Source organism: Burkholderia sp. 9777_1386, from assembly GCF_015712265.1.
Classification (GTDB): Bacteria; Pseudomonadota; Gammaproteobacteria; order Burkholderiales; family Burkholderiaceae; genus Burkholderia; species Burkholderia cenocepacia.
Genome location: NZ_JACCQB010000005.1, coordinates 119268 through 145099 on the forward strand (window position 1 = coordinate 119268; position 25832 = coordinate 145099).

The following is a 25832-nucleotide window of genomic DNA, read 5'->3' on the forward strand; positions in this document are numbered from 1 at the left end:
CCGGCCCCGTCGGCGCACAGCCGGTTCTTTTCGTCAACGAGCTATGGTGTAATGCCGGCATGAAAACCGGTAATCAGTTCAATACTGTCGCGCTCGTCGGCCGGAGCAACACGCCCGGCATCGCCGAGCCGCTCGCCACGCTGGCGGACAGCATCGCCACGCTCGGCTTCGAGGTCGTCTTCGAAGGCGATACCGCGCGGGAAATCGGCATCGCCGGCTACCCGGCGCTCACCCCGGCCGAAATCGGGGCGCGAGCGGACGTGGCGATCGTGCTCGGCGGCGACGGCACGATGCTCGGCATCGGCCGCCAGCTCGCGCCGTACCGGACACCGCTGATCGGGATCAACCACGGGCGGCTCGGCTTCATCACCGACATCGCGGCATCCGACATGCAGGCGCTCGTCCCCGTGATGCTGGCCGGCAAGTTCGAGCGCGAGGAGCGCTCGCTGCTCGAGGCGCGGATCGTGCGCGACGGCGAACCGATCTACCACGCGCTCGCCTTCAACGACGTCGTCGTGAACCGCAGCGGCTTCTCCGGGATGGTCGAGCTGCGCGCGTCGGTCGACGGCCGCTACATGTACAACCAGCGCTCGGACGGGCTGATCGTCGCGACGCCCACTGGCTCGACCGCGTATGCGCTGTCGTCGGCTGGCCCGATCCTCCATCCGCAGCTGGCGGGCATCGTGCTCGTGCCGATCGCGCCGCACGCGCTGTCGAACCGGCCGATCGTGCTGCCCGACGATTCGAAGATCGCGATCCAGATCGTCGGCGGCCGCGACGTCAACGTGAACTTCGACATGCAGTCGTTCACGTCGCTCGAACTGAACGATACGATCGAGGTGCGCCGCTCGAAGCACACGGTGCCGTTCCTGCACCCGATCGGCTACAGCTACTACACGACGCTGCGCAAGAAGCTGCACTGGAACGAACACGCATCGAACGAAGACGACAAGGCGTCCTGACGCCGCTGCTCCCGACACCATGCTCCGCCACCTCTCGATCCGCGACTTCGTCATCGTCGCCGCGCTCGATCTCGAATTCGACAGCGGCTTTTCCGTCTTTTCCGGCGAAACCGGCGCCGGCAAATCGATCCTGATCGACGCTCTCGCCCTCGCGCTCGGCGAACGCGCCGACGCGAGCGTCGTGCGCACCGGCTGCGGCCGCGCCGACATCACGGCCGAATTCACGCCGCATGACCGCGTCGCGCGCTGGCTCGACGAACACGCGTTCGACGCCGAGGACACCGTGATGCTGCGCCGCGTGATCGACGCGAACGGCCGCTCGCGCGCGTTCATCAACGGCACCAGCGCGACGCTCGCGCAACTGCGCGAGCTCGGCGAGATGCTCGTCGACATCCACGGCCAGCACGCGCACCAGCTGCTGATGCGGCCCGACGCGCAGCGCGAGCTGTTCGACACGCATGCGGGGCTCGTCGCCGATGCCGCGAACGTCGCGCGCGCATGGCGCGTGTGGCGCGACGCGACGCAGGCGATCGACGCCGCGAAGGCGCACGAGCGCGAATTGCAGCTCGAACGCGAAAAGCTCGCGTGGCAGCTCGCCGAGCTCGACAAGCTCGCGCCGCAAGCCGGCGAATGGGACGAAGTCAGCAACGAACACAAGCGCCTGTCGCATTCGGCGAACCTGATCGAAGGCGTGCGCGGCGCGCTCAACGCGCTGTCCGAGTCCGACGACGCGATGCTCGCGCAGCTCGGCGCGATCGTGTCGAAGCTGCGCAGCCTGGCCGACTACGACACCGCGCTCGGCGATGCGCTCGCGTCGCTGGAGCCGGCCGAGATCCAGTTGCAGGAAGCCGTCTATTCGCTGTCGCACTACGCGCAGCGCGTCGATCTCGACCCGGAGCGGCTCGCGCAGGTCGAAGCGCGGCTCGACGCGCTGCACTCGACCGCCCGCAAGTTCCGGCTGCCGCCCGATACGCTGCACGAAGAGCATGCGGCGCGCCGCGCGCAGCTCGCCGCGCTCGACGCGGCCGCCGATCTCGGCGCGCTCGAGGCCGCGCAGGCGAAGGCGCGGGAAGCCTATCTCGCCGACGCCAAACGCCTGTCGAAAGCGCGCGCGCAGGCCGCGAAGGCGCTCGGCACGGCCGTCACGGCCGGCATGCAGGAACTGTCGATGGCGGGCGGAAGCTTCGAGGTCGCGCTCGTGCCGCTCGCCGACGGCGGCCCGCACGGGCTCGAACAGGTCGAATTCCGCGTGGCCGGGCACCCGGGCGTGCCGCTGCGGCCGCTCGCGAAGGTCGCGTCGGGCGGCGAGCTCGCGCGGATCAGCCTCGCGCTCGCGGTGATCGCCAGCGCGGCGAGCCCGACGCCGACGCTGATCTTCGACGAAGTCGACACGGGGATCGGCGGCGGCGTCGCCGAAGTGGTCGGCCGCCTGCTGCACCAGCTCGGGCGCGACCGCCAGGTGTTGTGCGTGACGCACCTGCCGCAGGTCGCCGCGCGCGGCGACCATCATTTCCAGGTGGCGAAGGGCGCCGACGAGCGCGGCGGCACGGTATCGACCGTTGTTGCGCTCGACCGCGCGAACCGGATCGAGGAAGTCGCGCGGATGCTCGGCGGGCTCGAAATCACGGCCACCACACGCAAGCACGCGAAGGAAATGCTGGCGGCCTGACGCGCGGCGGGAGCGGCCCGTCCCGCGCAAGCCGAACGGGCTCGCCCCTTCGATTCAGGGCGGTACGCGGATCGATGCCGCGCTCCGCCCTGCTTTCTTCAAACGCCCGTTTCAACCGCGCCGAATACGCGTGTCCACAACGCCGTCACGGCCGCCCGCTCGTCGGCCACCACCGCCGGGTCGACGCGCGCCTTCTCCATCCCGTCGAGCCGCAGCTTGTGCTGCAGCTTCCGGTACTTGCGGTACGCCGCGCCGACACGCTCGGCCTCGTCCTCGCCCATCAGCCCGAAGCGCGCGACCTCGCGCAGCAGCGCGATGTTGCCGGTGTTGCGGATCAGCTCGGCGTCGCTCGACGCATGCAGCAGCACCCAGTACTGGACGATGAACTCGATGTCGACCATCCCGCCGCGATCGTGCTTCAGGTCGAACAGCTCGGTCTGGTTCGGGTGGCCGGCAAATACCTTGCCGCGCATGTCGACGATCTCCTTCGCGAGCACGCCGCCGTCGCGCGGCGTCGTCAGCACCTGCTGGCGGATCGCCTCGAAATCCGCGCCGATCTGCGCGTCGCCCGCGCTGTAGCGGGCGCGCGTCAGCGCCTGGTGCTCCCACACCCACGCGGTATTCGCCGCATCGCCCTCGCGCAGCTGATAGCGGCGAAACGCGTCGAGATCGGTGACGAGCAGCCCGGCCTCGCCGTTCGGCCGCAGCCGCAGGTCGATGTCGAACAGTGCGCCCGCGCCGGTCGCCGTCGTGAGCCAGGTGATCAGGCGCCGCGTAAAGGTGGTGTAGACGTCCGCCGCGCGTTCGTCCGGATCGTCGTACAGGAAGATCAGGTCGAGATCCGACGCGTAGCCGAGCTCCTTGCCGCCCAGCTTGCCGTACGCGATCACCGCGAACTTCGGCACGTCGCGATGGCGCTTCGCGAGCTGCGACCAGACGACTTCGATCGTCACGTCGAGCACCGCGTCGGCCAGCTCGGACAGCCGGTCGCTCACATGCTCGACCGACAGTTGGCCGGCCAGATCGATCAGGAGAATCCGGAACACCTCGGCGTGCTGCGCGTGGCGCAGCAGGTCCATCTGCTGCTCGGGGCCGTCGGCCGCCGCGAGCCGCGCGCGCAGCGCATCCTTGAACGCGGGCCAGTCGAACGGGCTCGCGATCGCCTCGTCGTCGAGCAGTTCGTCGAGCAGTTGCGGGTGGCGGATCAGGTAGCCGCCGCCCCAGCGCGTCGCGCCGAGCACCGACAGCACGCGGTCGAGCGCGGCCGGGTATTCGGTCAGCAGCGCGAGATAGACGCCGCGCCGGCTCACCGTCTCCAGCAGGTCGAACAGGCGCACGATCGTGTCGTCGCGGCGCGCGGCGTCGATCTTCGGCGCGGCGTCGAGCGCCCGCTGCGCGACGCTGTCGAAGCGCTGCCGGCTCTTTTCCGGCAGCCCGGTGTAGCGCGACGATTGCCAGATCGCGCGCAGCCGCGCGAGCACGGCGGCCGGATCGGTGAAACCCAGGCCGTCGAGGCGCGCGACCAGCGCGTCGTCCTCGCCGTCGTCGGCCAGCGCGCCGCTCCAGATCCACGCGGCGGCCGTGTCGTCGCCGGCCGCGCACGGCGCGCCGTTCGCCTTGTCGGCAAAAATCTGGTCGAACTGCGTTTCGACGAACGTGCGGTGGCCGTCCAGCACCGTCATCAGCGCCGCATAGTCGGCAAACCCGAGCGACGCGGCAAGCGCCGCACGTTCGTCGGGCTCGACCGGCATCGCATGCGTCTGCGCGTCGTTGCGGTATTGCAACCGGTGCTCGAGCGTGCGCAGGAAGTTGTAGGCGTCGGTCAGCCGCGCGCATACGTCGTCACCGATCAACCCGCGCGCGTGCGCATGTCGCAGCACCGCGAGCGTCGGCCGCACGCGGAATTCCGCATCCTGGCCGCCACGGATCAACTGGAACACCTGCGCGCTGAACTCGATCTCGCGGATCCCGCCGCGCCCGAGCTTGATGTCGTCGGCCTTGTCGGGCCGCATCGACGCGCGGCGCGCGGCTTCTTGCCGGATCTGCTGGTGCAGCGAACGGATCGCGCCGATCACGCCGAAATCGAGATAGCGGCGGTACACGAACGGCTTGACGATCGATTCGAGCTGCGCCGCGAGCCGCTGCGCGGCGTCGCTGTCGCCTTCCGACACGAGCCGCCCCTTGATCCACGCATAGCGCTCCCATTCGCGCCCCTGCACGTAGAAATATTCCTCGAGCATCCCGATGCTGCAGACGAGCGGCCCCGAATCGCCGTTCGGCCGCAACCGCATGTCGACGCGAAACACGTAACCGTCGGCCGTGACCTCGGACAGCACGCCGATCAGGCGCCGGCCGAGCCGCGTGAAGTATTCCTGCGTGGACAGCGGCGAACGCGCGCCGCCGGTGGTCTCGCCGTCGTCCTCGTAGACGAAGATCAGGTCGATGTCCGACGACACGTTGAGCTCCCGGCCGCCGAGCTTGCCCATCCCGACCACGCCGAGCACGACGCGCTGGCCGTCGGCGCCGCGCGGCTCGCCGTACAGCGCCTCGAGTTCGGCCGACAGCAGCGCGAGCGAGCGCTGCACGGCCACTTCGGCGAGGTCGGTCATCGCGCCCGTCACCTCGGCGACGTCGGCCAGCCCGCGCAGGTCGCGCTCCGCGACCGCGCCGAACGCCTCGGCGCGCAACTGCCGCAGCGCGCGCTTCAGTTGTTCCTCGCCCGGCGCCGCCGTGCCGGCGGGTGTCGCGAGCAGCTCGGTGAGGCGCGCGTCGAGCTGCGCGCGGCCGAGCGGCGCGGCCGCCCACGCGGCGATCTGCTCGGCCAGCGCGGGCCGCGCGGCAGCGGCGCGGGCAAGGTATCGGGAATAGGACGTGCTGATCAGGGCGGAAGCGTCGGTCATCGAGAAGCGGGCCTGGCGAAAAGGCCGGCAGGCTGCGGGCCGGCGCGTGCGCGCCCCGCTGCCGACCGGCCCCATGGACTCGGCGCGGCACCCGCCGGACGCGCGCGCGCCCGTCGCGACACCGCGCGCCGGAAAGCCCGTGCCGTGCTGCCCCAACGGCCGCCGGCACGAACCCGTGTGATACATTTCAACGTCAGTCTGCAAAACTACCATATCGCCGCCCGTCCGCCGCATGTCCGACCGTCAGGAATCCGCCGTAGCTGCGCCCGAAGCGGGACCTCCGAAGCACGATCATCCGGTCCTGCGTCGCGTGTTCAGGGTGACGCTGGCAGTCGGGATCGGCACCTACTTCGTCGCGTCCGGCGCCTTCCTCGGGCTGCGCTACGTGCTGCTGCCCCGCATCGACGAATTCCGCCCGCGCATCGAGCGCGCGGTGTCCGACAAGCTCCACGCGCAGCTTTCGATCGGCAAGCTTTCCCCGAACTGGTCCGGCATGCAGCCGGGCGTCGAACTCACGAACCTGACGATCCGCGGCCGTGACGGCAAGGTCGCGCTGTCGGTGCCGCATGCGACCGCCGCGCTGTCGTGGATGTCGCTGCTGCGGCTGTCGCCCGCCCTGTCGAGCCTGATCGTCGACCAGCCCGACCTGGTCGTCGCGCGGGCGGCCGACGGCTCGCTGAGCGTCGCGGGCGTCGGCGTGGCCACCACCCACGGCGGCAACGACACGTTCGGCACCTGGCTGCTGAAGCAGGAGGCGATCGTGCTGCGCGGCGGCACGCTGCGCTGGCGCGACGCGCAGCACGACGCACCGGAGCTCGTGCTGTCGGGCATCCGGCTCGCGGTGCTCAACGACGGCCGCGTGCACAAGGCGGCGCTGCAGGCGCCCGCCAACGGCACGCTGCTGCTCGGCCCGCTCGATTTCCGCGCACGCTTCAGACACAAGCCGCTCGCGCCGATCGGCAAGCCGGCGAACTGGACCGGCGACGCGTACCTGTCGACCGGCCCCGTCGACCTGCAGACGCTCACGCGCTATCTCGACGTGCCGCTCACGATCCACGCGGGGCGGATCGACAACGCGATCTGGGCGACCTTCGGCGACGGCCACTTGCGCTCGGCGGGCGGCGACCTGCAAGGCGCCGACGTCGCGCTGCGCGTGCGCCCGACGCAACCGCGGCTCGACGTGCCGACGGTCGGCTTCGGCTGGGACATGGTGCTCGACGCGGGCCACGACTACACGCTGCACCTGACGCGCTTCAATGCGGAACTCGGCCAGCCGCCGCTGCCGGACGGCACGCCGCTCGCGCGCTCGCTCGCGCTGTCGACGCTGACGGCGCGCTACCGCGTGCCGACCGCGAACCAGGGGCAACTGCTCAGCGTGGTCGGCGACCGCGTCGATCTCGGCATCCTCAGCGAATTCATCCGCGGGCTGCCGCTGCCGGCGCGCCTGCGCAACGAGCTGATCAAGATCGACCCGCGCGGGATGGTGTCGAACTATCACATCGAGGTCGAGCGCGCGAAACCCGCGCACCCCGATCTCGCCGACGAGGAGCGGCGCATGGGCGCCGCACCGATCGTCCGCTACCGCTTCCTCGGCGATCTGCAAGGCATCAGCTTCGCCGCGCAGGAGCCGCCGCCCGGGCTCTCTCCGCGCGGCCACCCGCGCGCCGGCTGGCCGGGCGTCGAGAACCTGTGGGGCCGCGTCGATGCGAACGAGACCGGCGGCGCCGCGCATATCGACACGGTCAACGCGGCCGTCACCGTGCCCGGCGAATTCGACGAGCCGCGCCTGACGTTCGACCGGCTGCGCGGCAATGCCAAATGGACGATCACGCCCGCGCCCGGCGACAAGCACGCGCGCGTCGACGTGTCGCTGCCCGACCTGCTCGTGTCGAACCCGGATGCCGAAATCGCGGTGTCGGGGTCGTACACGAACCCCGGCCACGGCCGCGGCTCGCTCGACCTGCGCGCCGATTTCGCGCGCGCGTCGGTCGCGCGCATTCCGCGCTACCTGCCGACCGGGATGTCCGAGCACCTGCGCGACTATCTCGGCCACGCGCTGCAGGACGGCAAGGTGACCAAGGGCGCATCGATCGTCGCGCGCGGCCCGCTCGAGAAATTCCCGTTCGAACACGAGCCGGACGCCGGCGTGTTCCACATCGTCGCGCCGTTCACCGGCGGCCGCTTCGAGCCGACGCCGTACCCGCCGCGCAAGCTTGCGAACGGCACGCCGAGCGTCTGGCCGGCGCTCGACGGAATCGACGGCGTGTTCGAGCTCGCGCAGAACAAGCTGCGTTTCGACATCGACCGTGCACACTACAAGCGCGTCGCGCTGACGAAGGTCGCGGGCCGCATAGACGACCTCGGCAATCCGTCGCACTCGCCGCTGATCATCGACGGCCATGCGCAGGGCCCGCTCGCCGACCTGATCGACTACGCGGACAACAGCTCGCTCGGCACGATGAGCAACCACATCGGCCAGCGGATCGACGCGCAGGGCCCCGCGTCGCTCGCGCTCAAGATCACGATTCCGCAGCACGTCGCCCATCCGCACACGCACATCGAAGGCGCGCTCGGGTTCGGCGGCAACACGCTGTCCACGAGCGGCGTGCCGCCGCTGTCGGCGCTGCGCGGCAGCGTCCGTTTCACCGAGGCGGGCGCGTCGCTGCACGCGCTGTCGGGGCGCTTCCTCGGCGGCCCGGTGCGCGCGAACGGCACCTTCCAGTCACACGGCCCGTACGCGGTGGACGTCGACGGCCGGCTCGCGCTCGACGCCGCGCGCGGCCTGAACCTGCACGGCGCGGCCGCCGCGCTGCTCGAACACGTGGTCGGCGACGCGCCGTACAAGGTCGCGGTGCGCGGCGCGCCGGGCCGCCTGCCCGACGTCAGCGCGCAATCCGACCTGACCGGCGTCGCGCTGAACTTCCCGGCGCCGTTCGCGAAACCGGCCGGCACGCCGATGCCGTTCCGCTTCACGCTGCAGCCGGCGCCGCAGGCGGACGGCAAACGCCTCGAACATGCCGACCTGACGCTCGGCCCCGTGTCCGCGACCTACCTGCTCGACGCGACGCGCGGCCAGCCGCTGCGCGCGGTGCGCGGCGCGATGGGCATCCACCGGATGCCCGACATGCCGCAGGACGGCGTGAGCGCGGCCGTCGACGTCACCGAGCTGGACGCCGACGCGTGGCTCGCCCTCGCCCACACGCTGCAGCCCGACACGCCGCGGGCGCCGGAACCGCAAGCCGCGCCGCGCGTCGATTTCGCGAGCTTCGCGCCGAAGCGCTTCGCGTTCCACTTCGGCACGCTGAAGCTGCTCAAGCGCAACTGGGAGAACGTGATCGTCGGCGCGTCGCACGTCGACGACCTGTGGCAGGCCAACATCGCGTCGAACCAGGTGTCGGGCTACCTGTCGTGGGCGCCGGGCGGCGGTCACAACGGCGCGGGCGTGCTGAACGCGCGGCTCGCGAAGCTGGTCGTGCCGCAGAGCTCGCAGCACGACCTCGTCGGCCGCGCGATGAACCTGCCGACGCCGACCGACCGGCCGATGCCGTCGATCGACCTGATCGTCGACCAGGTCGTCGCGCGCGATCACGACATCGGCCGGCTCGTCGTCAACGCGCGCAACATTGACGAAGACGGCACGCCGGTGTGGCAGCTCGACAAGCTGGAACTGTCGAACCCGGCCGCGAAGCTCACGGCGACCGGCAACTGGCGCACCTCGCGCCGCGCACTGGCCCGCGGCGTCGACGAAAACGACGCGCCGCGCCGGACCGTGTTCGACTTCAAGCTCGACATCGACAACGCGGGCGCGCTGCTCGACCGCGTCGGCCTGCCGCGCACGCTCGCGGACGGTCACGGCTCGGTCACGGGCAAGGTCGGCTGGCGCGGCGGCCCGACCGCGCTCGACTTCCCGTCGCTCGGCGGGCAGGTCGCGCTCGACCTCGAACACGGGCAGATCCTGAAGGTCGATCCGGGCGCGGCGAAACTCCTCGGCGTGCTGAGCCTGCAGAGCCTCGCGCGCTTCCTGACGCTGAACTTCCGCGACGTGGTCGGCAAGGGGCTGCCGTTCGACAAGATCACCGGCACCGGCCGAATCTCGAACGGGATCGCGCGCACCGACGATTTCTCGATGATGACGGGGCCCGCGAACGTCACCGTGCGCGGCGCGGTCGATCTCGGCACCGAGACACAGGACCTGCATGCGCACGTCGCGCCGAAAATCAGCGCGGGCGCGGCCGCGATCGGCGCGGCCATCATCAACCCACTGCTCGGCGTCGGCGTACTGGCCGCGAACTACGCGCTGTCCGAGACGCTGTCGCGCGCGTTCGCGCTCGACTACGCGATCACCGGCTCGTGGGCGCACCCGCACATCGAGCGGGTGCGGAGCGATCAGGGTAAGATGAATCACGGTCCGGCCGATGCGGCGAGCCATTGAGCGCGCATCGCACCACGCAGGGCGCCGGGCCGCACCCCATTTATGACGCAACCGATTCCGCGATGACCGACCACGCCCATTCCGCCACGCCCTTCCAGGTCGCCGCGCTGCAGATGGTGAGCACGCCGGACGTCACACGCAATCTCGCCGAAGCGCGCCGCCTGATCGCGGAAGCCGCCGGCGAAGGCGCGCAGCTCGTGCTGCTGCCCGAGTATTTCTGCTTCATGGGCCACCGTGACACCGACAAGCTCGCGCTCGCCGAACCGTACCGGGACGGCCCGATCCAGCAGTTCCTCGCCGACGCCGCGCGCCGCCACGGCATCTGGGTGATCGGCGGCACGCTGCCGCTGAAGGCGCCCGAACCCGATCGCGTGCTGAACACGACGCTCGTGTTCGATCCGTCCGGCAACGAAGCCGCGCGCTACGACAAGATCCACCTGTTCAACTTCGAGAAAGGCGACGAATCGTTCGACGAGGCGCGCACGATCCGCGCGGGCGACACGGTCGTCGCGTTCGACGCGCCGTTCGGGCAGGTCGGCCTGTCGGTCTGTTACGATCTCCGCTTTCCGGAGCTGTATCGCCGCATGGGCGACTGCGCGCTGATGGTCGTGCCGTCGGCGTTTACGTATACGACGGGCCGCGCACACTGGGAAACGCTGCTGCGCGCGCGGGCCGTCGAGAACCAGTGCTACGTGCTCGCGGCCGCGCAGGGCGGCAAGCACGAGAACGGCCGGCGCACGTGGGGCCACAGCATGCTGATCGACCCGTGGGGCGAGATCGTCGCGGTGCGCGACGAGGGCGCCAGCGTCGTGCTCGGCGCGATCGATCCGCAACGCATCGCCGACGTACGCCAGAGCCTGCCTGCGTGGCGGCACCGCGTGCTGACCTGAATCCGCCGCACCGCTTGAAACGCCGCGCGGCCCACCCATCTGCCCGGCAGCACCCGACAACTTTTTGAGAAACCCCGATATCCGCATGAACATCATCGAACCCGGCATCCGCAACCTCGCGCTGGCGAAGGACATCCTGCTCACGCCGTACGGCCTCGACGAAAGCCTGCTCACGCGCACGATCGCCGACATCTTCACGCATCGCGTCGACTACGCGGACCTGTACTTCCAGGCAACCCGCAGCGAAGCGTGGAGCCTCGAGGAAGGCATCGTCAAATCGGGCAGCTTCAGCATCGACCAGGGCGTCGGCGTGCGCGCGGTCGCGGGCGACCGCACCGCGTTCGCGTACTCGGACGACCTGTCGCCCGAAGCGATCGCGCAAGCCGCCGCCGCCACCAAGGCGATCGCGGCGGCCGGCGGCGGCCGCCAGAAGATCAAGGCAGCCACGTCGCTGACGGGCATCTCGGGCCGCGACCTGTACCTGCCGTCCGACCCGCTCGCGTCGCTCGACGCGACGGCCAAGGTCAAGCTGCTCGAACGCATCGAGCAGATGGCGCGCGGGCGCGATCCGCGCATCACGCAGGTGATGGCGGGCCTCGCCGGCGAATACGACGTCGTGCTGGTCGCGCGCAGCGACGGCGCGCTCGCGGCCGACATCCGGCCGCTCGTGCGCGTGTCGGTGACGGTGATCGCCGAGCAGAACGGCCGTCGCGAGATCGGCTCGGGCGGCGGCGGCGGCCGCTTCGACTACGGCTACTTCACCGACGACGTGCTGTCGCGCTACGTCGACGACGCCGTGCACGCGGCGCTCGTCAACCTCGATGCACGTCCCGCGCCGGCCGGCGCGATGACGGTCGTGCTCGGGCCGGGCTGGCCGGGCGTGCTGCTGCACGAGGCGATCGGCCACGGCCTCGAAGGCGACTTCAACCGCAAGGGCTCGTCCGCGTTCGCGGGCCGGATCGGCGAGCAGGTCGCCGCGAAGGGCGTGACGGTGGTCGACGACGGCACGCTGCCGAACCGCCGCGGCTCGCTGAACATCGACGACGAGGGTAACCCGACGCAGTGCACGACGCTGATCGAGGACGGCATCCTGAAGGGCTACATCCAGGACACGCTGAACGCGCGCCTGATGAAGATGCCGGTCACGGGCAACGCGCGGCGCGAGTCGTACGCGGCGCTGCCGATGCCGCGCATGACGAACACCTACATGCTGAACGGCGACAAGGATCCGCAGGAAATCATCGCGTCGGTGAAGAACGGCCTGTACGCGGTGAACTTCGGCGGCGGCCAGGTCGACATCACGAACGGCAAGTTCGTGTTCTCGGCGTCCGAGGCGTACATGATCGAGAACGGCAAGATCACCTACCCGGTGAAGGGCGCGACGCTGATCGGCAGCGGCCCGGAATCGCTGAAGTACGTGAGCATGATCGGCAACGACATGTCGCTCGACACGGGCGTCGGCGTATGTGGCAAGGAAGGCCAGAGCGTGCCGGTCGGCGTCGGCCAGCCGACCCTGCGGATCGACAAGATGACGGTCGGCGGTACGGCATAACCGCATCGCGGCGCAGACAATCCGCGCAGTTTGACGAAAACGCGCGGATTGTCCGCATTTTCGACGGTTCCCGGTTGCCAGCCGGCCGGGGACGGGGTATAAATTCCGAATCAACTTTTTTGACGAGCCGAATTTCCGTCATGTCCGCCAAGTTTTACTTTTACTTTTTTTGGTATCTCAGACCGCTGGCGGATCGAGAGGGTTGATGGCGCGTAAAGCGCAACCGAAATTCCCGAAAAAACCGCCGGCGAACCCGGCGGTTTTTTTTCGCCCTTCGCCAGCCGGTCGCCGCCGCAGCCGTTCAGCAGCCCCGACCGACACCACTGAATCGCCCGAATCGATGAATCTGCCGCACGCCCACTGACCGAACGGCGCCCGGAAAATGAGGAGAAACAGCATGCCCCCGCACAACACCGACGACGTCCGCATCCGCGAACTCAAGGAACTGACGCCGCCCGCCCACCTGATCCGCGAATTCGCGTGCTCCGAAGCCGCGTCCGAGCTGATCTACCACTCGCGCCAGTCGATGCACCGCATCCTGCACGGGATGGACGACCGGCTGATCGTCGTGATCGGGCCGTGCTCGATCCATGACACGAAGGCGGCGATCGAATACGCGGGCCGGCTCGTGAAGGAACGCGAGCGCTTCAAGGGCGAACTCGAAATCGTGATGCGCGTGTACTTCGAGAAGCCGCGCACGACGGTCGGCTGGAAGGGGCTCATCAACGATCCGCACCTCGACAATAGCTTCAAGATCAACGAAGGGCTGCGCACCGCGCGCGAGCTGCTGCTGCAGATCAACGAAATGGGGCTGCCGGCCGCGACCGAATACCTCGACATGATCAGCCCGCAGTACATCGCCGACTTGATCTCGTGGGGCGCGATCGGCGCGCGCACGACCGAGTCGCAGGTGCACCGCGAACTCGCGTCGGGGCTGTCGTGCCCGGTCGGCTTCAAGAACGGCACCGACGGCAACGTGAAGATCGCGGTCGACGCGATCAAGGCCGCGTCGCAGCCGCACCATTTCCTGTCGGTGACGAAGGGCGGCCATTCGGCGATCGTGTCGACGGCCGGCAACGAGGACTGCCACGTGATCCTGCGCGGCGGCAAGGCGCCGAACTACGACGCGGACAGCGTGAATGCCGCGTGCGCGGACATCGGCAAGGCCGGCCTCGCCGCGCGTCTGATGATCGACGCGAGCCATGCGAACAGCTCGAAGAAGCACGAGAACCAGATTCCCGTGTGCGCCGACATCGGCCGCCAGGTCGCGGCCGGCGACGAACGCATCGTCGGCGTGATGATCGAGTCGCACCTGGTCGAGGGCCGTCAGGACCTGAAGGAAGGCTGCGCGCTGACCTACGGCCAGAGCATCACCGACGCGTGCATCGCGTGGGACGACAGCGTGAAGGTGCTCGAAGGCCTCGCGGAATCGGTGAAGGCGCGCCGCGTCGCGCGCGGCAGCGGCAACTGAAGGACGCGTACGGCCTCGCCTGGCGGCAGATTGGCCACCCGGCCAGCCTGCGGTCGGCGCGTCGCCCTGCCAGACTAGCTAACACTACCTAGCTAATCAGAGGCCGACCATGCCGACCGTCAACATGCACGATGCCAAGTCGCGGCTTTCGAGCCTCGTCGAAGCGCTTGAATTGGGGCGGGAGTCCGAAGTCGTGATCGCCCGCAATGGGCATCCGGTCGCCCGGATCGTTCCTTACGCCGCGCCGAAGCGGATCGGCGCAGCCCGTCAGCTGCTGGCCGGATTGAATATCCCGACAAGCGTCGACGCATTCAATGCCGGCGATGAATCGATCGCCGCCGACTTCGATGCCAGCTCGGATCACGGGCTCGCGCCGTGAAGCTGCTGCTCGACACGCACATCGCGCTCTGGGCGGCTGAAGGCGCACCGCAACTGTCGGCAACCGCGGCCGCGTTGATCGAACATCCCGAAAACACGCTGTACGTCAGCGCCGCATCAATTTGGGAAATCGCGATCAAGTACCGCACAGGCAATCTGCCCGTCCATCCGAGAGATGCACGTTCGGCCTTTCGGCTTGCGGGTTTTGCGGAGTTGCCGATCAGCAGCGATCACGTCGAAGGCGTCGCCGTACTGCCCGACTTTCCGGATCATGCCGATCCATTCGACCGCATGATGGTCGCGCAGGCACTCCATGAAGGGATACCGCTGATCAGCGCCGATGCCAAGGTGTGGCGCTATCACCCCACCTTGATGCTGCGCGCCTGACGCGCCATCCGCAACGAAGAAGCCCGGCTCGCGCCGGGCTTTTTTATTGACCGGAGACCATCGGTACGCGCATCACTCGAGCGCGCCCGAACCGAAGATCTCGGTGTTCACGCGCTCCGGCGCGACGCCCAGCGCGACGAGCGCGTCGCGCTGGGCCTTCATGAACGCGACCGGCCCGCAGATGTAGTAATCGGCGTCCGCCACCAGCGCGTACTGCTGCACGCGCTCCGGCGTGAGGCGCCCTTCGAGGTCGTGGTCGATGCCGACGCGATCGTTCGGGCCGACCAGTTCGTACAACACCGTGCGCTTCACGTTCGCGTGCTCGCCGACGGTGTCGTTCAGCCAGTCGCGGAACGCGTGCACCGCGCCCGAACGGCAGGCGTGGATGAACCGCACGTCGCGCGGGCTGCCCGCCGCGATCAGCGCCGACACCATCGACATCATCGGCGTGATGCCGACGCCGCCCGAGATCAGCACGACCGGCGTATCCACGTCGCGCTTCAGCGAAAAGTCGCCCATCGGCGCGGTGACTTCGACGATCGCGCCCTCTTCAACGCCATCGTGCATCAGCGTCGACACCTTGCCGGCCGGAATCGCTTCCGGCTTGCCGGCCTCGCGCTTCACCGAGATGCGCAGCCACTGGCCGTGCGGCGCATCGGACAGGCTGTACTGGCGCGGCTGGTCGACGCCGAGCTCGCCGACGAAGCGCTTCACCGTGACGTACTGGCCCGGCTCGAACGTCGGCGCTTCGCCGCCGTCGGCGGGCGTCAGGTAGAACGACGTGATCTCGTCGCTTTCACGCACCTTGCGCGCGACCTTGAACGGACGGAAGCCGCTCCACGCGGCGTTCGCGTACAGATCGGCCTCGGCGCCGATCATGATCTGCGCGAGCTGGCCGTATGCGACGCGCCAGGCTTCGAGCGTGTCGGCATCGACCGCGTCGCCGAGCACCTCGACGATCGATGCGAGCAGGTTCTCGCCGACGATCGGGTAATGCTCGGGGCGGATGTTCAGGCTCGCGTGCTTGTGCGAGATGCGCGACACCGCGCCGCCCAGCGCGCCGAGGTTGTCGATGTTCGCCGCATACGCGTAGACGGCCTTCGCGAGCGTCTCGGGCTGGCTGCCGGTCTTCTGGTGCGTCTGGTTGAACAGGTTCTTCAGTTCCGGATGACGCGCGAACATGCGCTGGTAGAAGTGCTTCGTGATCGTCGCGCCGTGCTCGGCGAGGACGGGGGCGGTGGCCTTCACACGGGCCATCTGGTCAGCGGTGATGTGGGTCATGTTCGTTCTCCGTTAAACATGCACAAACAATACATGTTTAAAAACGGACGTCCCCCGGGCAAATTGTCGCAGTGCGCAAAAACGCGACGGCGGGCTAGCGGACGCGCCCGCGCTCCCACAGCACGTCGGCGCCGCCGCCCGCGCGGTTCAGCACGCGCGCCAGCACGAACAGCAGGTCGGACAGCCGGTTCACGTACCGCCGCGGTGCGTCATTGAGCGTGTCGCTACGCCCGAGCGCGACGATCGAGCGCTCCGCACGGCGGCACACGGTGCGGCAGACGTGCGCGAGCGACGCCGCGCGCGAGCCGGCCGGCAGGATGAATTCCTTCAGCGGCGGCAGCGTCGCGTTGTAGTCGGCGAGCCATTGGTCGAGCCGGGCGAGATGCGTGTCGTCGAGCACCGCGTGGCCGGGAATGCACAGCTCGCCGCCGAGATCGAACAGGTCGTGCTGGATCGTGACGAGCGCCGTGCGGACGTCGTCCGGCAGCGTCTCGGCCAGCAGCACGCCGAGATTCGAGTTCAGTTCGTCGACGTCGCCGATCGCGGCGATCCGCGCGTCGTCCTTGCCGATGCGCCGCCCGTCGCCGAGGCCGGTGGTGCCGTCGTCGCCCGTGCGCGTCGCGATCTTGCTCAAGCGGTTGCCCATGCGAATGTCCTCTCGTGCGCGGCCGCCACGCGGCCCGGTTGGCTGGAACGCGATTATCGCAGCCCGCGGCGGCAGGCGCAGCGGACGTTACAGCGTAGAATGGGCCGACAGTTCGACAAGCAGTCAGGAGACATTCGTGAATCACCCTGCCCCGCCGGCCGCCACGCGCCGCCCGCTGCCCCCCGCCATGCTCGATGCACTGCGCGCCGCCTTCGGCGAGCGCGTGTCGACCGCCGACGCGGTCCGCGCCCATCACGGCCGCGACGAATCCCCGTTCGATCCGCAACTGCCCGACGCCGTCGTGTTCGCGCACAGCACCGACGACGTGCGCGAGGTCGTGTCGCTGTGCTCGCTCTACAGCGTGCCGCTGATTCCGTACGGCGCCGGCTCGTCGCTCGAAGGCCACCTGCTCGCGGTGCGCGGCGGCGTGTCGCTCGACCTGTCCGAAATGAACCGCGTGCTGTCGATCAACGCCGAAGACCTGACCGTGACGGTCGAGCCGGGCATCACGCGCAAGGCGCTCAACGAAGCGCTGCGCGACACCGGCCTGTTCTTCCCGATCGATCCGGGCGCCGACGCCAGCATCGGCGGGATGACCGCGACCCGCGCATCGGGCACCAACGCCGTACGCTACGGCACGATGCGCGAGAACGTGCTCGGCCTGACCGCGGTGCTCGCGGACGGCCGCGTGGTGAAAACCGGCTCGCGCGCGCGCAAGTCGTCGGCCGGCTACGACCTCACGCGCCTGTTCGTCGGGTCCGAAGGCACGCTCGGCGTGATCACCGAGATCACGCTGCGCCTGCACCCGCTGCCCGAGGCCGTGTCGGCCGCGATCTGCACGTTCCCGACGATGGGCGACGCGGTGCGCACGGTGATCGAGACGATCCAGATCGGCGTGCCGATCGCGCGCGTCGAATTCGTCGATGCGCTCGCGGTGCGCTCGATCAACCGTCACTCGAACCTGACGCTGACCGAGGCGCCGACGCTGTTCTTCGAGTTCCACGGCACCGATGCCGGCGTGAAGGAACAGGCCGAACTCGTGCAGGCGCTCGCCGGCCAGAACGCCGGCCAGGGCTTCGAATGGGCGACCCGTCCCGAGGATCGCACGCGGCTCTGGTCCGCACGCCACAACGCGTACTTCGCGATGCTGCAGTTGAAGCCCGGCTGCCGCGCGGTGACGACCGACGTGTGCGTGCCGATCTCGCAGCTCGCCGCGTGCGTCGAGGAGACCGAGATCGACCTGCGCGCGTCGTCGCTGCCCTGCCCGATCGTCGGCCACGTCGGCGACGGCAATTTCCACGTCGCGATCCTGATCGATCCCGACAAGCCCGAGGAACTCGCCGAAGCCGAACACATCAACGACCGGATCGTCGAGCGCGCGCTGCGCCTGGGCGGCACCTGCACGGGCGAGCACGGCGTCGGGCTGCACAAGATGCGCTTCCTGCCGAAGGAGCACGGCGACAACGCGATCGACACGATGCGCGCGATCAAGCTCGCGCTCGATCCACGCAACCTGATGAATCCAGGCAAGATTTTCACGTGCTGACCGGCGGCGCGAGCTCGCGCCTCACGCAGGAGACTTCATGAACGCTCCCGTCGAACTGTCGAGCGCCGCACGCGCGCAGCGCCAGCGCGAAGTCGTGCAGGCGCTGATGGCCGTGCTGCCGACGCACTGCCTGCTGTACCGCGACGAGGACACGGCGCCGTACGAATGCGACGGCCTGTCCGCGTACCGCCGGCTGCCGCTCGCGGTCGCGCTGCCCGAGACGGAATCGCAAGTGCAGCGGATCGTGCAGATCTGCCGCCGCATGGAAGTGCCGATCGTGCCGCGCGGCGCCGGCACGAGCCTGTCGGGCGGCGCGCTGCCGATCGCGCTCGGCGTCGTGCTGTCGCTCGCGCGCTTCACGCGCATCGTCGAAGTCGACCCGTACGCGCGCACGGCGACCGTGCAGCCCGGCGTGCGCAACCTCGCGATCTCGGAAGCGGCCGCGCCGTACGGCCTGTATTACGCGCCCGATCCGTCGTCGCAGATCGCGTGCACGATCGGCGGCAACGTCGCGGAAAACTCCGGCGGCGTCCACTGCCTGAAATACGGGCTGACCGTGCACAACGTGATGCGCGTGCGCGCGGTGACGATCGACGGCGAGGTCGTCGAATTCGGCTCGCTCGCGCTCGACATGCCGGGCCTCGACCTGCTCGCGGTGATGATCGGCAGCGAAGGGATGTTCGCGATCGTCACCGAGGTCACGGTGCGGCTGATCCCCAAGCCGCAGACCGCGCAGCTCGTGATGGCGAGCTTCGACGACGTCGTCAAGGGCGGCGAGGCGGTGGCAGCGATCATCGCGTCGGGCATCATCCCGGCCGGGCTCGAGATGATGGACAAGCCGGCCACGCAGGCCGTCGAGGCGTTCACGCACGCGGGCTACGACCTCGACGCGAAGGCGATCCTGCTGTGCGAATCGGACGGCACGCCGGAAGAAGTCGCCGAGGAAATCGTGCGGATGACGGCCGTGCTGCGCGAACACGGCGCGACGCGCATCCAGGTGTCGCGCAACGAACATGAACGGCTGCGCTTCTGGTCCGGCCGCAAGAACGCGTTCCCGGCCGCCGGGCGCATTTCCGCCGATTACTACTGCATGGACGGCACCGTGCCGCGCCGCGCGATCGGCCCGCTGCTCGCGCGCATCGAGCAGCTCGAAACGCGCTACGGGCTGCGCTGCATCAACGTGTTCCATGCGGGCGACGGCAACATGCATCCGCTGATCCTGTACAACGCGAACGATCCGGACGAGCTGCACCGCGCCGAGCAGTTCGGCGCGGAAATCCTCGAATGCTGCGTGGAATTCGGCGGCAGCGTGACGGGCGAGCACGGTGTCGGCATCGAAAAACTCAATTCGATGTGCGTGCAGTTCTCGCCGCAGGAGCGCGACGCGTTCTTCGCGGTCAAGCGCGCGTTCGATCCGGCCGGGCTGCTGAACCCGGACAAGGGCATCCCGACCCGTGCGCGCTGCGCGGAATACGGTCGCCAGCACGTGCGCGGCGGGCTGCTGCCACGCCCCGACCTGCCGCGCTTCTGAGCGGCGTGCGGGCCGTGGCCCGCACCGGTGGCCGCGGTCCGCGGGTCTGCCGCGCCCGCGCGGCGCGTTCGCGCGCCGGCGCGAGCCTGCCGCACGCGATACGGGGCTTAGGGATAGTCGCGATGTGGAATCGCGCCACCCCGGTACAATCGACCGGACAACGAGACGAGAAAGCAACGGAACATGGAAGAGGACGACATCGTCGCCGGATGGGCCGAGCGCATCCGCGCCGCCAGTGCCGACGGCCGGCCGCTGCGGATTCGCGGCGGCGGCACCAAGGACTGGTACGGCCAGGCGCTCGAGGGCGAAATACTCGACACGCGCGCGTTTCAGGGCGTCGTGTCGTACGACCCGGCCGAACTCGTCGTCACGGTCCGCGCGGGCACGCCGCTCGCGCAGCTTGAAACCGTCCTCGCCGAGTGCGGCCAGATGCTGCCGTTCGAACCGCCGCATTTCGGGCGCGCGGCCACCGTCGGCGGCTGCGTCGCAGCCGGTCTCGCGGGCCCGCGCCGCGCCACCTGCGGCGCTCCGCGCGATTTCGTGCTCGGCACTACGCTGATGAACGGCCGCGGCGAGATGCTGCGCTTCGGCGGGCAGGTGGTGAAGAACGTCGCCGGCTACGACGTGTCGCGGCTGATGGCCGGCGCGCTCGGTACGCTCGGGCTGATGCTCGACCTGTCGATCAAGGTGCTGCCGATGCCCGTCGCCGAAGTCACGCTGAAGTTCGAGATGACCGCGACCGACGCGGTGCGCAAGCTCAACGAATGGGGCGGCCATCCGCTGCCGGTCAGCGCGAGCGCGTGGCGCAACGGCACGCTCGTGCTGCGCCTGTCGGGCGCGGAAGCCGCCGTCAAATCCGCGAAAACGCTGCTCGGCGGCGAAGTCGTCGACGCGGTCGAGGCCGAGCGCTTCTGGTCCGGCCTGCGCGAGCACACCGACCCGTTCTTCAACGGCATCCCGCCCGGCTACGCGCTGTGGCGCCTGTCGCTGCCGTCGATCACCGAACCGATGCACCTGCCGGGCACCCAGTTGATGGAATGGGGCGGCGCGCAGCGCTGGTGGATCACCGACGCCGACGCGCAAACCGTGCGCATGAGCGCGAAGCAGGCCGGCGGCCATGCGACGCTGTTCCGCGCGGGCGACACCTACGACCGCAGCGCGGGCGTGTTCACGCCGCTGCCGGCGCCAATGATGAAGATCCACCGCGGGCTGAAAAGCGCGTTCGATCCCGCGCGCATCTTCAATCGCGGCCGGCTTTACCCTGAGCTCTGAGGGCTGGATGCAAACGAATCTCGCCGATTTCATCCGCAATACGCCCGACGGCGACGAGGCCGACGCGATCCTGCGCAAGTGCGTGCACTGCGGGTTCTGCACCGCGACCTGCCCGACCTATCAACTGCTCGGCGACGAACTCGACGGCCCGCGCGGCCGCATCTACCTGATCAAGCAGATGGTCGAAGGCGCACCCGTCACGCGCAGCACGCAACAGCATCTCGACCGCTGCCTCACGTGCCGCAGTTGCGAGACGACCTGCCCGTCCGGCGTCCAGTACGGCCGGCTCGTCGAGATCGGCCGCAAGCACGTCGAAGCGCAGGTGGAGCGCCCCGCGCAGCAGCGGCTGATGCGCCGCATGCTCGCGAGCGTCGTGCCGAACGCCGCGCTGTTCTCGCCGATGATGCGGCTCGGCCAGCACGTGCGGCCGCTGCTGCCGAAGCGGCTGCGCGACAAGGTGCCGCCGCGCACGCGGCTGCTCGAATGGCCGCACCGCACGCATCCGCGCAAGATGCTGATGCTCGGCGGCTGCGTGCAGCCGTCCATGCTGCCGAACATCAACATCGCGACCGCGCGCGTGCTGGACGCGCTCGGCATCGAGACGGTCGTCGCGCCGGACGCGGGCTGCTGCGGCGCGATCCGCCTGCACCTGAACTATCACGACGAAGCGCTCGACGACGCACGTCGCAACATCGACGCGTGGTGGCCCCACGTCGAACAGGGCGCCGAGGCGATCGTGATGAACGCGTCGGGCTGCGGCGCGACGGTGCTCGAGTACGCGCACCTGCTGCGCGACGATCCGGCCTACGCGGAGAAGGCGCAGCGCATCGTGTCGCTGACGCGCGACATCTCCGACGTGCTGCTCGCGTTCGAGGCCGAACTCGCGACGATCGCGCGGCGCCGCGCGATCCATACGGTCGCCTACCACCCGCCGTGCACGCTGCAGCACGGTCAACAATCGCGCGGCAAGGTCGAGCGCCTGCTGGAGACGCTCGGCATCGACGTGCGGCTGCCGGCCGACAGCCACCTGTGCTGCGGCTCGGCCGGCACCTACTCGCTGACGCAGCCGTCGCTGTCGTACCGGTTGCGCAAGCAGAAGCTGCTGAAGCTCCAGGCGCTCGAGCCGCAGATGATCGTGTCCGGCAACGTCGGCTGCATCGCGCACCTGCAAAGCGGCACGCAGGTGCCGGTCGCCCACTGGGTCCAGCTCGTCGAGCATCTGCTGTACGGCTAGGGGCTGTTCGCGCCCATAACGGGCGCGCGCGGCGTCCGTATAATGAGCGGATCGATGCGCCGCGGATCGCGACGCATCGGCTTCATGCCCGCTTCCGTGCCGCTCCCGTGCCTGCTTCCGTGCCCGTCATGTCCGATCTCGCCGCCCGTCTCGACTCCGTTCACCGCCGCATCGCCGACGCCGCCCGCGCGGCCGGCCGCGATCCCGCCACCGTCGCGCTGCTCGCCGTGTCGAAGACGTTTCCGGCCGACGACGTGCGCGCCGCGCATGCGGCCGGCCAGCGCGCCTTCGGCGAAAACTACGTGCAGGAATCGATCGACAAGATCGACGCGCTCGCCGACCTGCGCGCGAGCCTCGAATGGCATTTCATCGGCCCGCTGCAATCGAACAAGACGCGCCCCGTCGCCGAGCGCTTCGACTGGGTCCATTCGGTCGACCGGCTGAAGATCGCGCAGCGCCTGTCGGAACAGCGCCCCGCGCACCTGCCGCCGCTCAACGTGTGCGTGCAGGTGAACATCAGCGGCGAGGCGTCGAAGAGCGGCGTCGCGCCGGCCGACGTGGCCGAAGTCGCGCGGGCGGTCGCCGCGCTGCCGTCGCTGCGGCTGCGCGGCCTGATGGCGATTCCCGAACCGGCCGACGACCCCGACGCGCAACGCGCGCCGCATCGCGCGCTGCGCGCGTTGTTCGACACGTTGCGCGCCGGCGGCCTGCCGCTCGACACGCTGTCGATGGGCATGTCCGCCGATCTCGATGCCGCCGTGCTCGAAGGCGCGACGATCGTGCGCGTCGGCACCGCGATCTTCGGCGCGCGCGATTACTCGCACTGAACGCCGCGCCCTTTTCCGCCTTTCCGTTCACTCACTCGCTCATTCCCGACATCATGAAAATCGCATTCATCGGCGGCGGCAACATGGCCGCGGCCCTGATCGGCGGCCTGATCAAGCGCGGCGTCGCCGCGGACGGCCTGTATGCCATCGACGTCAACGAAGAAGTCCGCGCGCGCGCGGCACAGCAATTCGGCGTGCACACCGGCGCGGCGATCGACGCGACGCTCGCCGATTACGACGCGATCGTGCTCGCGGTGAAGCCGCAGGTGCTGCACGACGTCGCGCAGGCGCTGGCGCCGCACCTGAAGTCGCAGCTCGTGATCAGCATCGCGGCCGGCATCCGCGGCACGGATCTCGCCCGCTGGCTCGGCGGCTACGCGCGCGTCGTGCGCACGATGCCGAACACGCCCGCGCTGGTCGGCATGGGCGTGACGGGCCTGGCCGCGCTGCCGGGCGTCGACGCCGCCGGCCGCGAACTCGCGTCGAACGTGCTCGGCGCGGTCGGCGAGATCGTGTGGTTCGACGACGAAGCGCAGCTCGATGCGGTCACCGCGATTTCGGGCAGCGGCCCCGCGTACGTGTTCTATTTCATCGAAGCGCTGCAGGAAGCCGCGCGCCGCCTCGGCATGAACGACGAGCAGGGCCGCGCGCTCGCGGTCGCGACGTTCACCGGCGCCGCGCAACTGGCCGCGCAGTCGGGCGAGCCGGCCAGCGTGCTGCGCGAACGCGTGACGTCGAAGGGCGGCACGACGGCCGCCGCGCTCGCGGCGTTCGACGCGCAGGGCGTGAAGGACGCGATCGTGCGCGGCGCGCTCGCGGCCGAAGCACGCGCGAAGGAAATGGGCGACGAGCTCGGCCGCGCGTAAGCGTGACGGCGGCACCGGTCATGCCGGCGCCGGATGTAAAAAAAGCGACCGTCAGGTCGCTTTTTCGTTGGCGCCGCGAGAAAAAGCGCGCGGTGTGTCGTTCAGTTGCCCGCCAGCAGGTAATGCGCGGCGATGCCCGCGAACAGCACGCCGCCCAGCCAGTTGTTGTGGCGGAACGCCGCGAAGCACGGCATCCGTTCGCGGTCCTTGATCAGCGTGTAGTGATACAACGCGCAGCCGAGCGCCGCCGCCCAGCCCACCCAGTACGCGGGACCGAAGCCGAGCGTCACGCCGATCCACACGTAGATGCCGAGCGTCATCGCATAGCACGCCATCACGGCCGCGACGTCGAAACGACCGAACGTCAGCGCGGACGTGCGGATGCCGATCTTGATGTCGTCGTCGCGATCGACCATCGCATATTCGGTGTCGTACGCGACCGACCAGAAGATGTTCGCGACCAGCATCACCCACGCCAGCATCGGCACCGTATCCTGCACGGCCGCGAACGCCATCGGGATGCCGAAGCCGAACGCGATGCCGAGATACGCCTGCGGAATCGCGAAGAAGCGCTTCATGAACGGATAGGAGCCGGCGACGAACAGCGCGACGACCGACAATTGTTTCGTCAGCGTATTGAGCGGCAGGATCAGCAAAAACGCGATGAACGACAGCCCGACCGCGATCGCGACGGCTTCCCATGCGTGGATCTTGCCCGACGTCAGCGGCCGGTCGGCCGTGCGCTTCACGTGACGGTCGAAATCGCGGTCGGCGTAGTCGTTCATCGCGCAGCCGGCCGAGCGCATCAGCAGCGTGCCGAGCGTGAAGATCACGAGCAGCGGCCAGCGCGGGTGGCCGTCCGACGCGATCCACAGCGCGTTGAGCGTCGGCCACAGCAGCAGCAGGCTGCCGATCGGCTTGTCCATCCGGACGAGCCGCAGATACAGGGGAAAGCGGGCAAGCATGGCGAAGCACCGGGAAGAGAATCCCGGCATTTTAGAGCCGAGCGGTGCTTCGCGTCATGTCGGCGCGCCGCGCGGCCGGTGACCGCAGCGGGCCGGCGGGCCGCCGCGACCCGCTACGCGCGGCCACGCAGCGGCGCGCATCAATCCGGGGACAGATGCAAAGCCGCTCAGAAGCAGGCCGGCCTGCCGTCCCCGGCCGCGTGCGGCTTACGCGAGCAGCGACCGCAGCATCCATGCGGTCTTTTCATGCGTCTGCAGGCGCTGGGTCAGCAGGTCCGCGGTCGGCTCGTCGCTCGCCGCATCGGCGATGGGGAAGATTTCACGCGCGGTGCGCACGACCGCCTCGTGCCCTTCGACGAGCTGACGGATCATTTCCTCGGCGGCCGGCACGCCCTTCGCTTCCGGCACCGACGACAGTTGCGCGAACTCGCCGAACGTGCCGGGCGCGACGACGCCCAGCGTGCGAATGCGTTCCGCGACGGAATCGACCGCGAGCCACAGTTCGTTGTACTGCTCCTCGAACATCAGGTGCAGTGTGTTGAACATCGGTCCGGTCACGTTCCAGTGGAAATTGTGGGTCTTCAGGTACAGCGAAAACGTATCGGCGAGCAGGCGCGACAGGCCGTCCGCGATGTTCTTGCGGTCCTTGTCGCTGATACCGATGTTGATCTGCGTGGCGTTGCCTTTCTTGGCCATCTTCGGGACTCCTCATTCGAAATGTTGAACCGGCGAAAATGCGTCGAGCAATCCGCATGCCGCGTCGCGCGGCATCCGTTCGCGACTCGCCAGTCTAGCGTCGCGAAATCGTCGCTGCCCTCGCTGCCATCGTTGTCGTCAGCCGCCTGCGGCCGACACGACCGGCGCGAGCGCGTGCAGCGCCTGCGAGACCAGCTCCACCGCCCCGCCGACGACGATCGCGAAGCCGACGGCGTAGCGCGCCAGTTCGACCGGCGAGCGCAGAATGGGCGACGCGGCGGCACGCATGTTGAGCATCATTTGCGTCATGGTCACTCCTTCGACAAG

21 protein-coding genes and 1 pseudogene are annotated in these 25832 nt (G+C 69.2%); 15 read left to right on the forward strand and 7 right to left on the reverse strand.

From position 1 onward, the window contains the following. Positions 1-59: 59 nt before the first annotated feature. On the forward strand, positions 60-962 hold the full coding sequence (locus H0X91_RS06550) for an NAD kinase (protein WP_006492558.1): 903 nt from the start codon (positions 60-62) through the stop codon (positions 960-962). 19 nt (positions 963-981) lie between these two features. Then, positions 982-2631, forward strand: a complete 1650-nt coding sequence (gene recN / locus H0X91_RS06555; protein WP_006484926.1) for a DNA repair protein RecN — start codon at positions 982-984, stop codon at positions 2629-2631. 98 nt (positions 2632-2729) lie between these two features. Here recN and glnE read toward each other — a convergent pair whose 3' ends face one another. After that, the gene (gene glnE / locus H0X91_RS06560; protein WP_196432916.1) at positions 2730-5531 is read right to left on the reverse strand and encodes a bifunctional [glutamate--ammonia ligase]-adenylyl-L-tyrosine phosphorylase/[glutamate--ammonia-ligase] adenylyltransferase; all 2802 of its coding nucleotides are present in this window, start codon (positions 5529-5531) and stop codon (positions 2730-2732) included. A 232-nt stretch (positions 5532-5763) separates the two neighbouring features. Between glnE and H0X91_RS06565 the strand changes: the two genes are divergently transcribed. The 4 genes and pseudogenes from H0X91_RS06565 (at position 5764) to H0X91_RS35425 (ending at position 12611) form a co-directional block, all read left to right on the forward strand. Beyond that, positions 5764-9963: a YhdP family protein gene (locus tag H0X91_RS06565; RefSeq protein WP_059721646.1), complete on the forward strand. Its 4200-nt coding sequence runs from the start codon at positions 5764-5766 to the stop codon at positions 9961-9963. Between the two features lie 62 nt (positions 9964-10025). Next, entirely contained in the window at positions 10026-10853 is an 828-nt protein-coding gene (locus H0X91_RS06570; protein WP_196432917.1) for a carbon-nitrogen hydrolase family protein, read from the forward strand. Positions 10854-10938: 85 nt separating this feature from the next. Beyond that, on the forward strand, positions 10939-12405 hold the full coding sequence (gene tldD / locus H0X91_RS06575; RefSeq protein ID WP_006489294.1) for a metalloprotease TldD: 1467 nt from the start codon (positions 10939-10941) through the stop codon (positions 12403-12405). A 4-nt stretch (positions 12406-12409) separates the two neighbouring features. Then, positions 12410-12611: pseudogene (locus tag H0X91_RS35425) on the forward strand (hypothetical protein). On the opposite strand, the gene H0X91_RS06580 reads toward H0X91_RS35425, so the two are convergent. Then, on the reverse strand, positions 12583-12804 hold the full coding sequence (locus tag H0X91_RS06580) for a hypothetical protein (protein ID WP_006497499.1): 222 nt from the start codon (positions 12802-12804) through the stop codon (positions 12583-12585). The pseudogene H0X91_RS35425 and the gene H0X91_RS06580 overlap by 29 nt on opposite strands. On the opposite strand from H0X91_RS06580, the gene aroG reads away from it, so the two are divergent. From aroG to H0X91_RS06595, 3 genes are all read left to right on the forward strand, one after another. Next, positions 12803-13876: a 3-deoxy-7-phosphoheptulonate synthase AroG gene (aroG, locus tag H0X91_RS06585; RefSeq protein WP_006489288.1), complete on the forward strand. Its 1074-nt coding sequence runs from the start codon at positions 12803-12805 to the stop codon at positions 13874-13876. The genes H0X91_RS06580 and aroG overlap by 2 nt on opposite strands. Before the next feature lie 109 nt (positions 13877-13985). Beyond that, positions 13986-14255 (forward strand): type II toxin-antitoxin system Phd/YefM family antitoxin, encoded by a 270-nt coding sequence (locus H0X91_RS06590; protein ID WP_006489304.1) that lies wholly within the window; start codon positions 13986-13988, stop codon positions 14253-14255. Beyond that, a complete protein-coding gene (locus H0X91_RS06595) occupies positions 14252-14641 on the forward strand; it encodes a type II toxin-antitoxin system VapC family toxin (protein WP_048986237.1) in 390 nt (129 codons plus the stop codon). The genes H0X91_RS06590 and H0X91_RS06595 overlap by 4 nt, the downstream gene beginning before the upstream one ends. A gap of 72 nt (positions 14642-14713) precedes the next feature. On the opposite strand, the gene hmpA is transcribed toward H0X91_RS06595, so the two are convergent. Then, positions 14714-15922 (reverse strand): NO-inducible flavohemoprotein, encoded by a 1209-nt coding sequence (hmpA, locus tag H0X91_RS06600; RefSeq protein WP_034201000.1) that lies wholly within the window; start codon positions 15920-15922, stop codon positions 14714-14716. Positions 15923-16016: 94 nt separating this feature from the next. Then, positions 16017-16568 (reverse strand): cob(I)yrinic acid a,c-diamide adenosyltransferase, encoded by a 552-nt coding sequence (locus H0X91_RS06605; RefSeq protein ID WP_006497500.1) that lies wholly within the window; start codon positions 16566-16568, stop codon positions 16017-16019. Between the two features lie 136 nt (positions 16569-16704). Here H0X91_RS06605 and H0X91_RS06610 point away from each other — a divergent pair, with 136 nt between their 5' ends. The 6 genes from H0X91_RS06610 (at position 16705) to proC (ending at position 23844) form a co-directional block, all read left to right on the forward strand. Beyond that, positions 16705-18114 carry an FAD-binding oxidoreductase gene (locus H0X91_RS06610; protein WP_006489300.1) on the forward strand — a complete coding sequence of 470 codons (1410 nt, stop codon included), beginning with the start codon at positions 16705-16707 and terminating at the stop codon, positions 18112-18114. Positions 18115-18151: 37 nt separating this feature from the next. Next, a complete protein-coding gene (locus H0X91_RS06615; protein ID WP_006492994.1) occupies positions 18152-19645 on the forward strand; it encodes an FAD-linked oxidase C-terminal domain-containing protein in 1494 nt (497 codons plus the stop codon). Positions 19646-19828: 183 nt separating this feature from the next. Continuing rightward, positions 19829-20917: a glycolate oxidase subunit GlcE gene (gene glcE, locus H0X91_RS06620; RefSeq protein WP_006488938.1), complete on the forward strand. Its 1089-nt coding sequence runs from the start codon at positions 19829-19831 to the stop codon at positions 20915-20917. A gap of 7 nt (positions 20918-20924) precedes the next feature. Then, positions 20925-22151, forward strand: coding sequence for a glycolate oxidase subunit GlcF (gene glcF / locus H0X91_RS06625; RefSeq protein WP_059721649.1), 1227 nt, complete (start codon positions 20925-20927; stop codon positions 22149-22151). Positions 22152-22279: 128 nt separating this feature from the next. Then, positions 22280-22978: a YggS family pyridoxal phosphate-dependent enzyme gene (locus tag H0X91_RS06630; RefSeq protein WP_006488936.1), complete on the forward strand. Its 699-nt coding sequence runs from the start codon at positions 22280-22282 to the stop codon at positions 22976-22978. A gap of 53 nt (positions 22979-23031) precedes the next feature. After that, on the forward strand, positions 23032-23844 hold the full coding sequence (gene proC, locus H0X91_RS06635) for a pyrroline-5-carboxylate reductase (protein WP_194131101.1): 813 nt from the start codon (positions 23032-23034) through the stop codon (positions 23842-23844). A 101-nt stretch (positions 23845-23945) separates the two neighbouring features. Here proC and ubiA read toward each other — a convergent pair whose 3' ends face one another. From ubiA to H0X91_RS06650, 3 genes are all read right to left on the reverse strand, one after another. After that, the gene (gene ubiA / locus H0X91_RS06640) at positions 23946-24809 is read right to left on the reverse strand and encodes a 4-hydroxybenzoate octaprenyltransferase (RefSeq protein WP_034201004.1); all 864 of its coding nucleotides are present in this window, start codon (positions 24807-24809) and stop codon (positions 23946-23948) included. Between the two features lie 207 nt (positions 24810-25016). Next, the gene (gene dpsA / locus H0X91_RS06645) at positions 25017-25505 is read right to left on the reverse strand and encodes a non-specific DNA-binding protein DpsA (protein ID WP_196432918.1); all 489 of its coding nucleotides are present in this window, start codon (positions 25503-25505) and stop codon (positions 25017-25019) included. Positions 25506-25643: 138 nt separating this feature from the next. After that, complete coding sequence (locus H0X91_RS06650) at positions 25644-25814, reverse strand: hypothetical protein (RefSeq protein ID WP_006483662.1); 171 nt, start codon at positions 25812-25814, stop codon at positions 25644-25646. Between the last annotated feature and the right edge of the window lie 18 nt (positions 25815-25832).

Coding starts and splice junctions, on each gene's coding strand:
- H0X91_RS06565 (WP_059721646.1), top strand. CDS start 5,764: ATGTCCGACCGTCAGGAATCCGCCGTAGCTGCGCCCGAAGCGGGACCT.
- recN (WP_006484926.1), top strand. CDS start 982: ATGCTCCGCCACCTCTCGATCCGCGACTTCGTCATCGTCGCCGCGCTC.
- H0X91_RS06590 (WP_006489304.1), top strand. CDS start 13,986: ATGCCGACCGTCAACATGCACGATGCCAAGTCGCGGCTTTCGAGCCTC.
- H0X91_RS06580 (WP_006497499.1), bottom strand. CDS start 12,804: ATGCTGTTTCTCCTCATTTTCCGGGCGCCGTTCGGTCAGTGGGCGTGC.
- glcE (WP_006488938.1), top strand. CDS start 19,829: ATGGAAGAGGACGACATCGTCGCCGGATGGGCCGAGCGCATCCGCGCC.
- H0X91_RS06615 (WP_006492994.1), top strand. CDS start 18,152: ATGAACGCTCCCGTCGAACTGTCGAGCGCCGCACGCGCGCAGCGCCAG.
- H0X91_RS06550 (WP_006492558.1), top strand. CDS start 60: ATGAAAACCGGTAATCAGTTCAATACTGTCGCGCTCGTCGGCCGGAGC.
- aroG (WP_006489288.1), top strand. CDS start 12,803: ATGCCCCCGCACAACACCGACGACGTCCGCATCCGCGAACTCAAGGAA.
- dpsA (WP_196432918.1), bottom strand. CDS start 25,505: ATGGCCAAGAAAGGCAACGCCACGCAGATCAACATCGGTATCAGCGAC.
- proC (WP_194131101.1), top strand. CDS start 23,032: ATGAAAATCGCATTCATCGGCGGCGGCAACATGGCCGCGGCCCTGATC.
- tldD (WP_006489294.1), top strand. CDS start 10,939: ATGAACATCATCGAACCCGGCATCCGCAACCTCGCGCTGGCGAAGGAC.
- glnE (WP_196432916.1), bottom strand. CDS start 5,531: ATGACCGACGCTTCCGCCCTGATCAGCACGTCCTATTCCCGATACCTT.
- hmpA (WP_034201000.1), bottom strand. CDS start 15,922: ATGACCCACATCACCGCTGACCAGATGGCCCGTGTGAAGGCCACCGCC.
- H0X91_RS06630 (WP_006488936.1), top strand. CDS start 22,280: ATGTCCGATCTCGCCGCCCGTCTCGACTCCGTTCACCGCCGCATCGCC.
- ubiA (WP_034201004.1), bottom strand. CDS start 24,809: ATGCTTGCCCGCTTTCCCCTGTATCTGCGGCTCGTCCGGATGGACAAG.
- glcF (WP_059721649.1), top strand. CDS start 20,925: ATGCAAACGAATCTCGCCGATTTCATCCGCAATACGCCCGACGGCGAC.
- H0X91_RS06570 (WP_196432917.1), top strand. CDS start 10,026: ATGACCGACCACGCCCATTCCGCCACGCCCTTCCAGGTCGCCGCGCTG.
- H0X91_RS06650 (WP_006483662.1), bottom strand. CDS start 25,814: ATGACGCAAATGATGCTCAACATGCGTGCCGCCGCGTCGCCCATTCTG.
- H0X91_RS06605 (WP_006497500.1), bottom strand. CDS start 16,568: ATGGGCAACCGCTTGAGCAAGATCGCGACGCGCACGGGCGACGACGGC.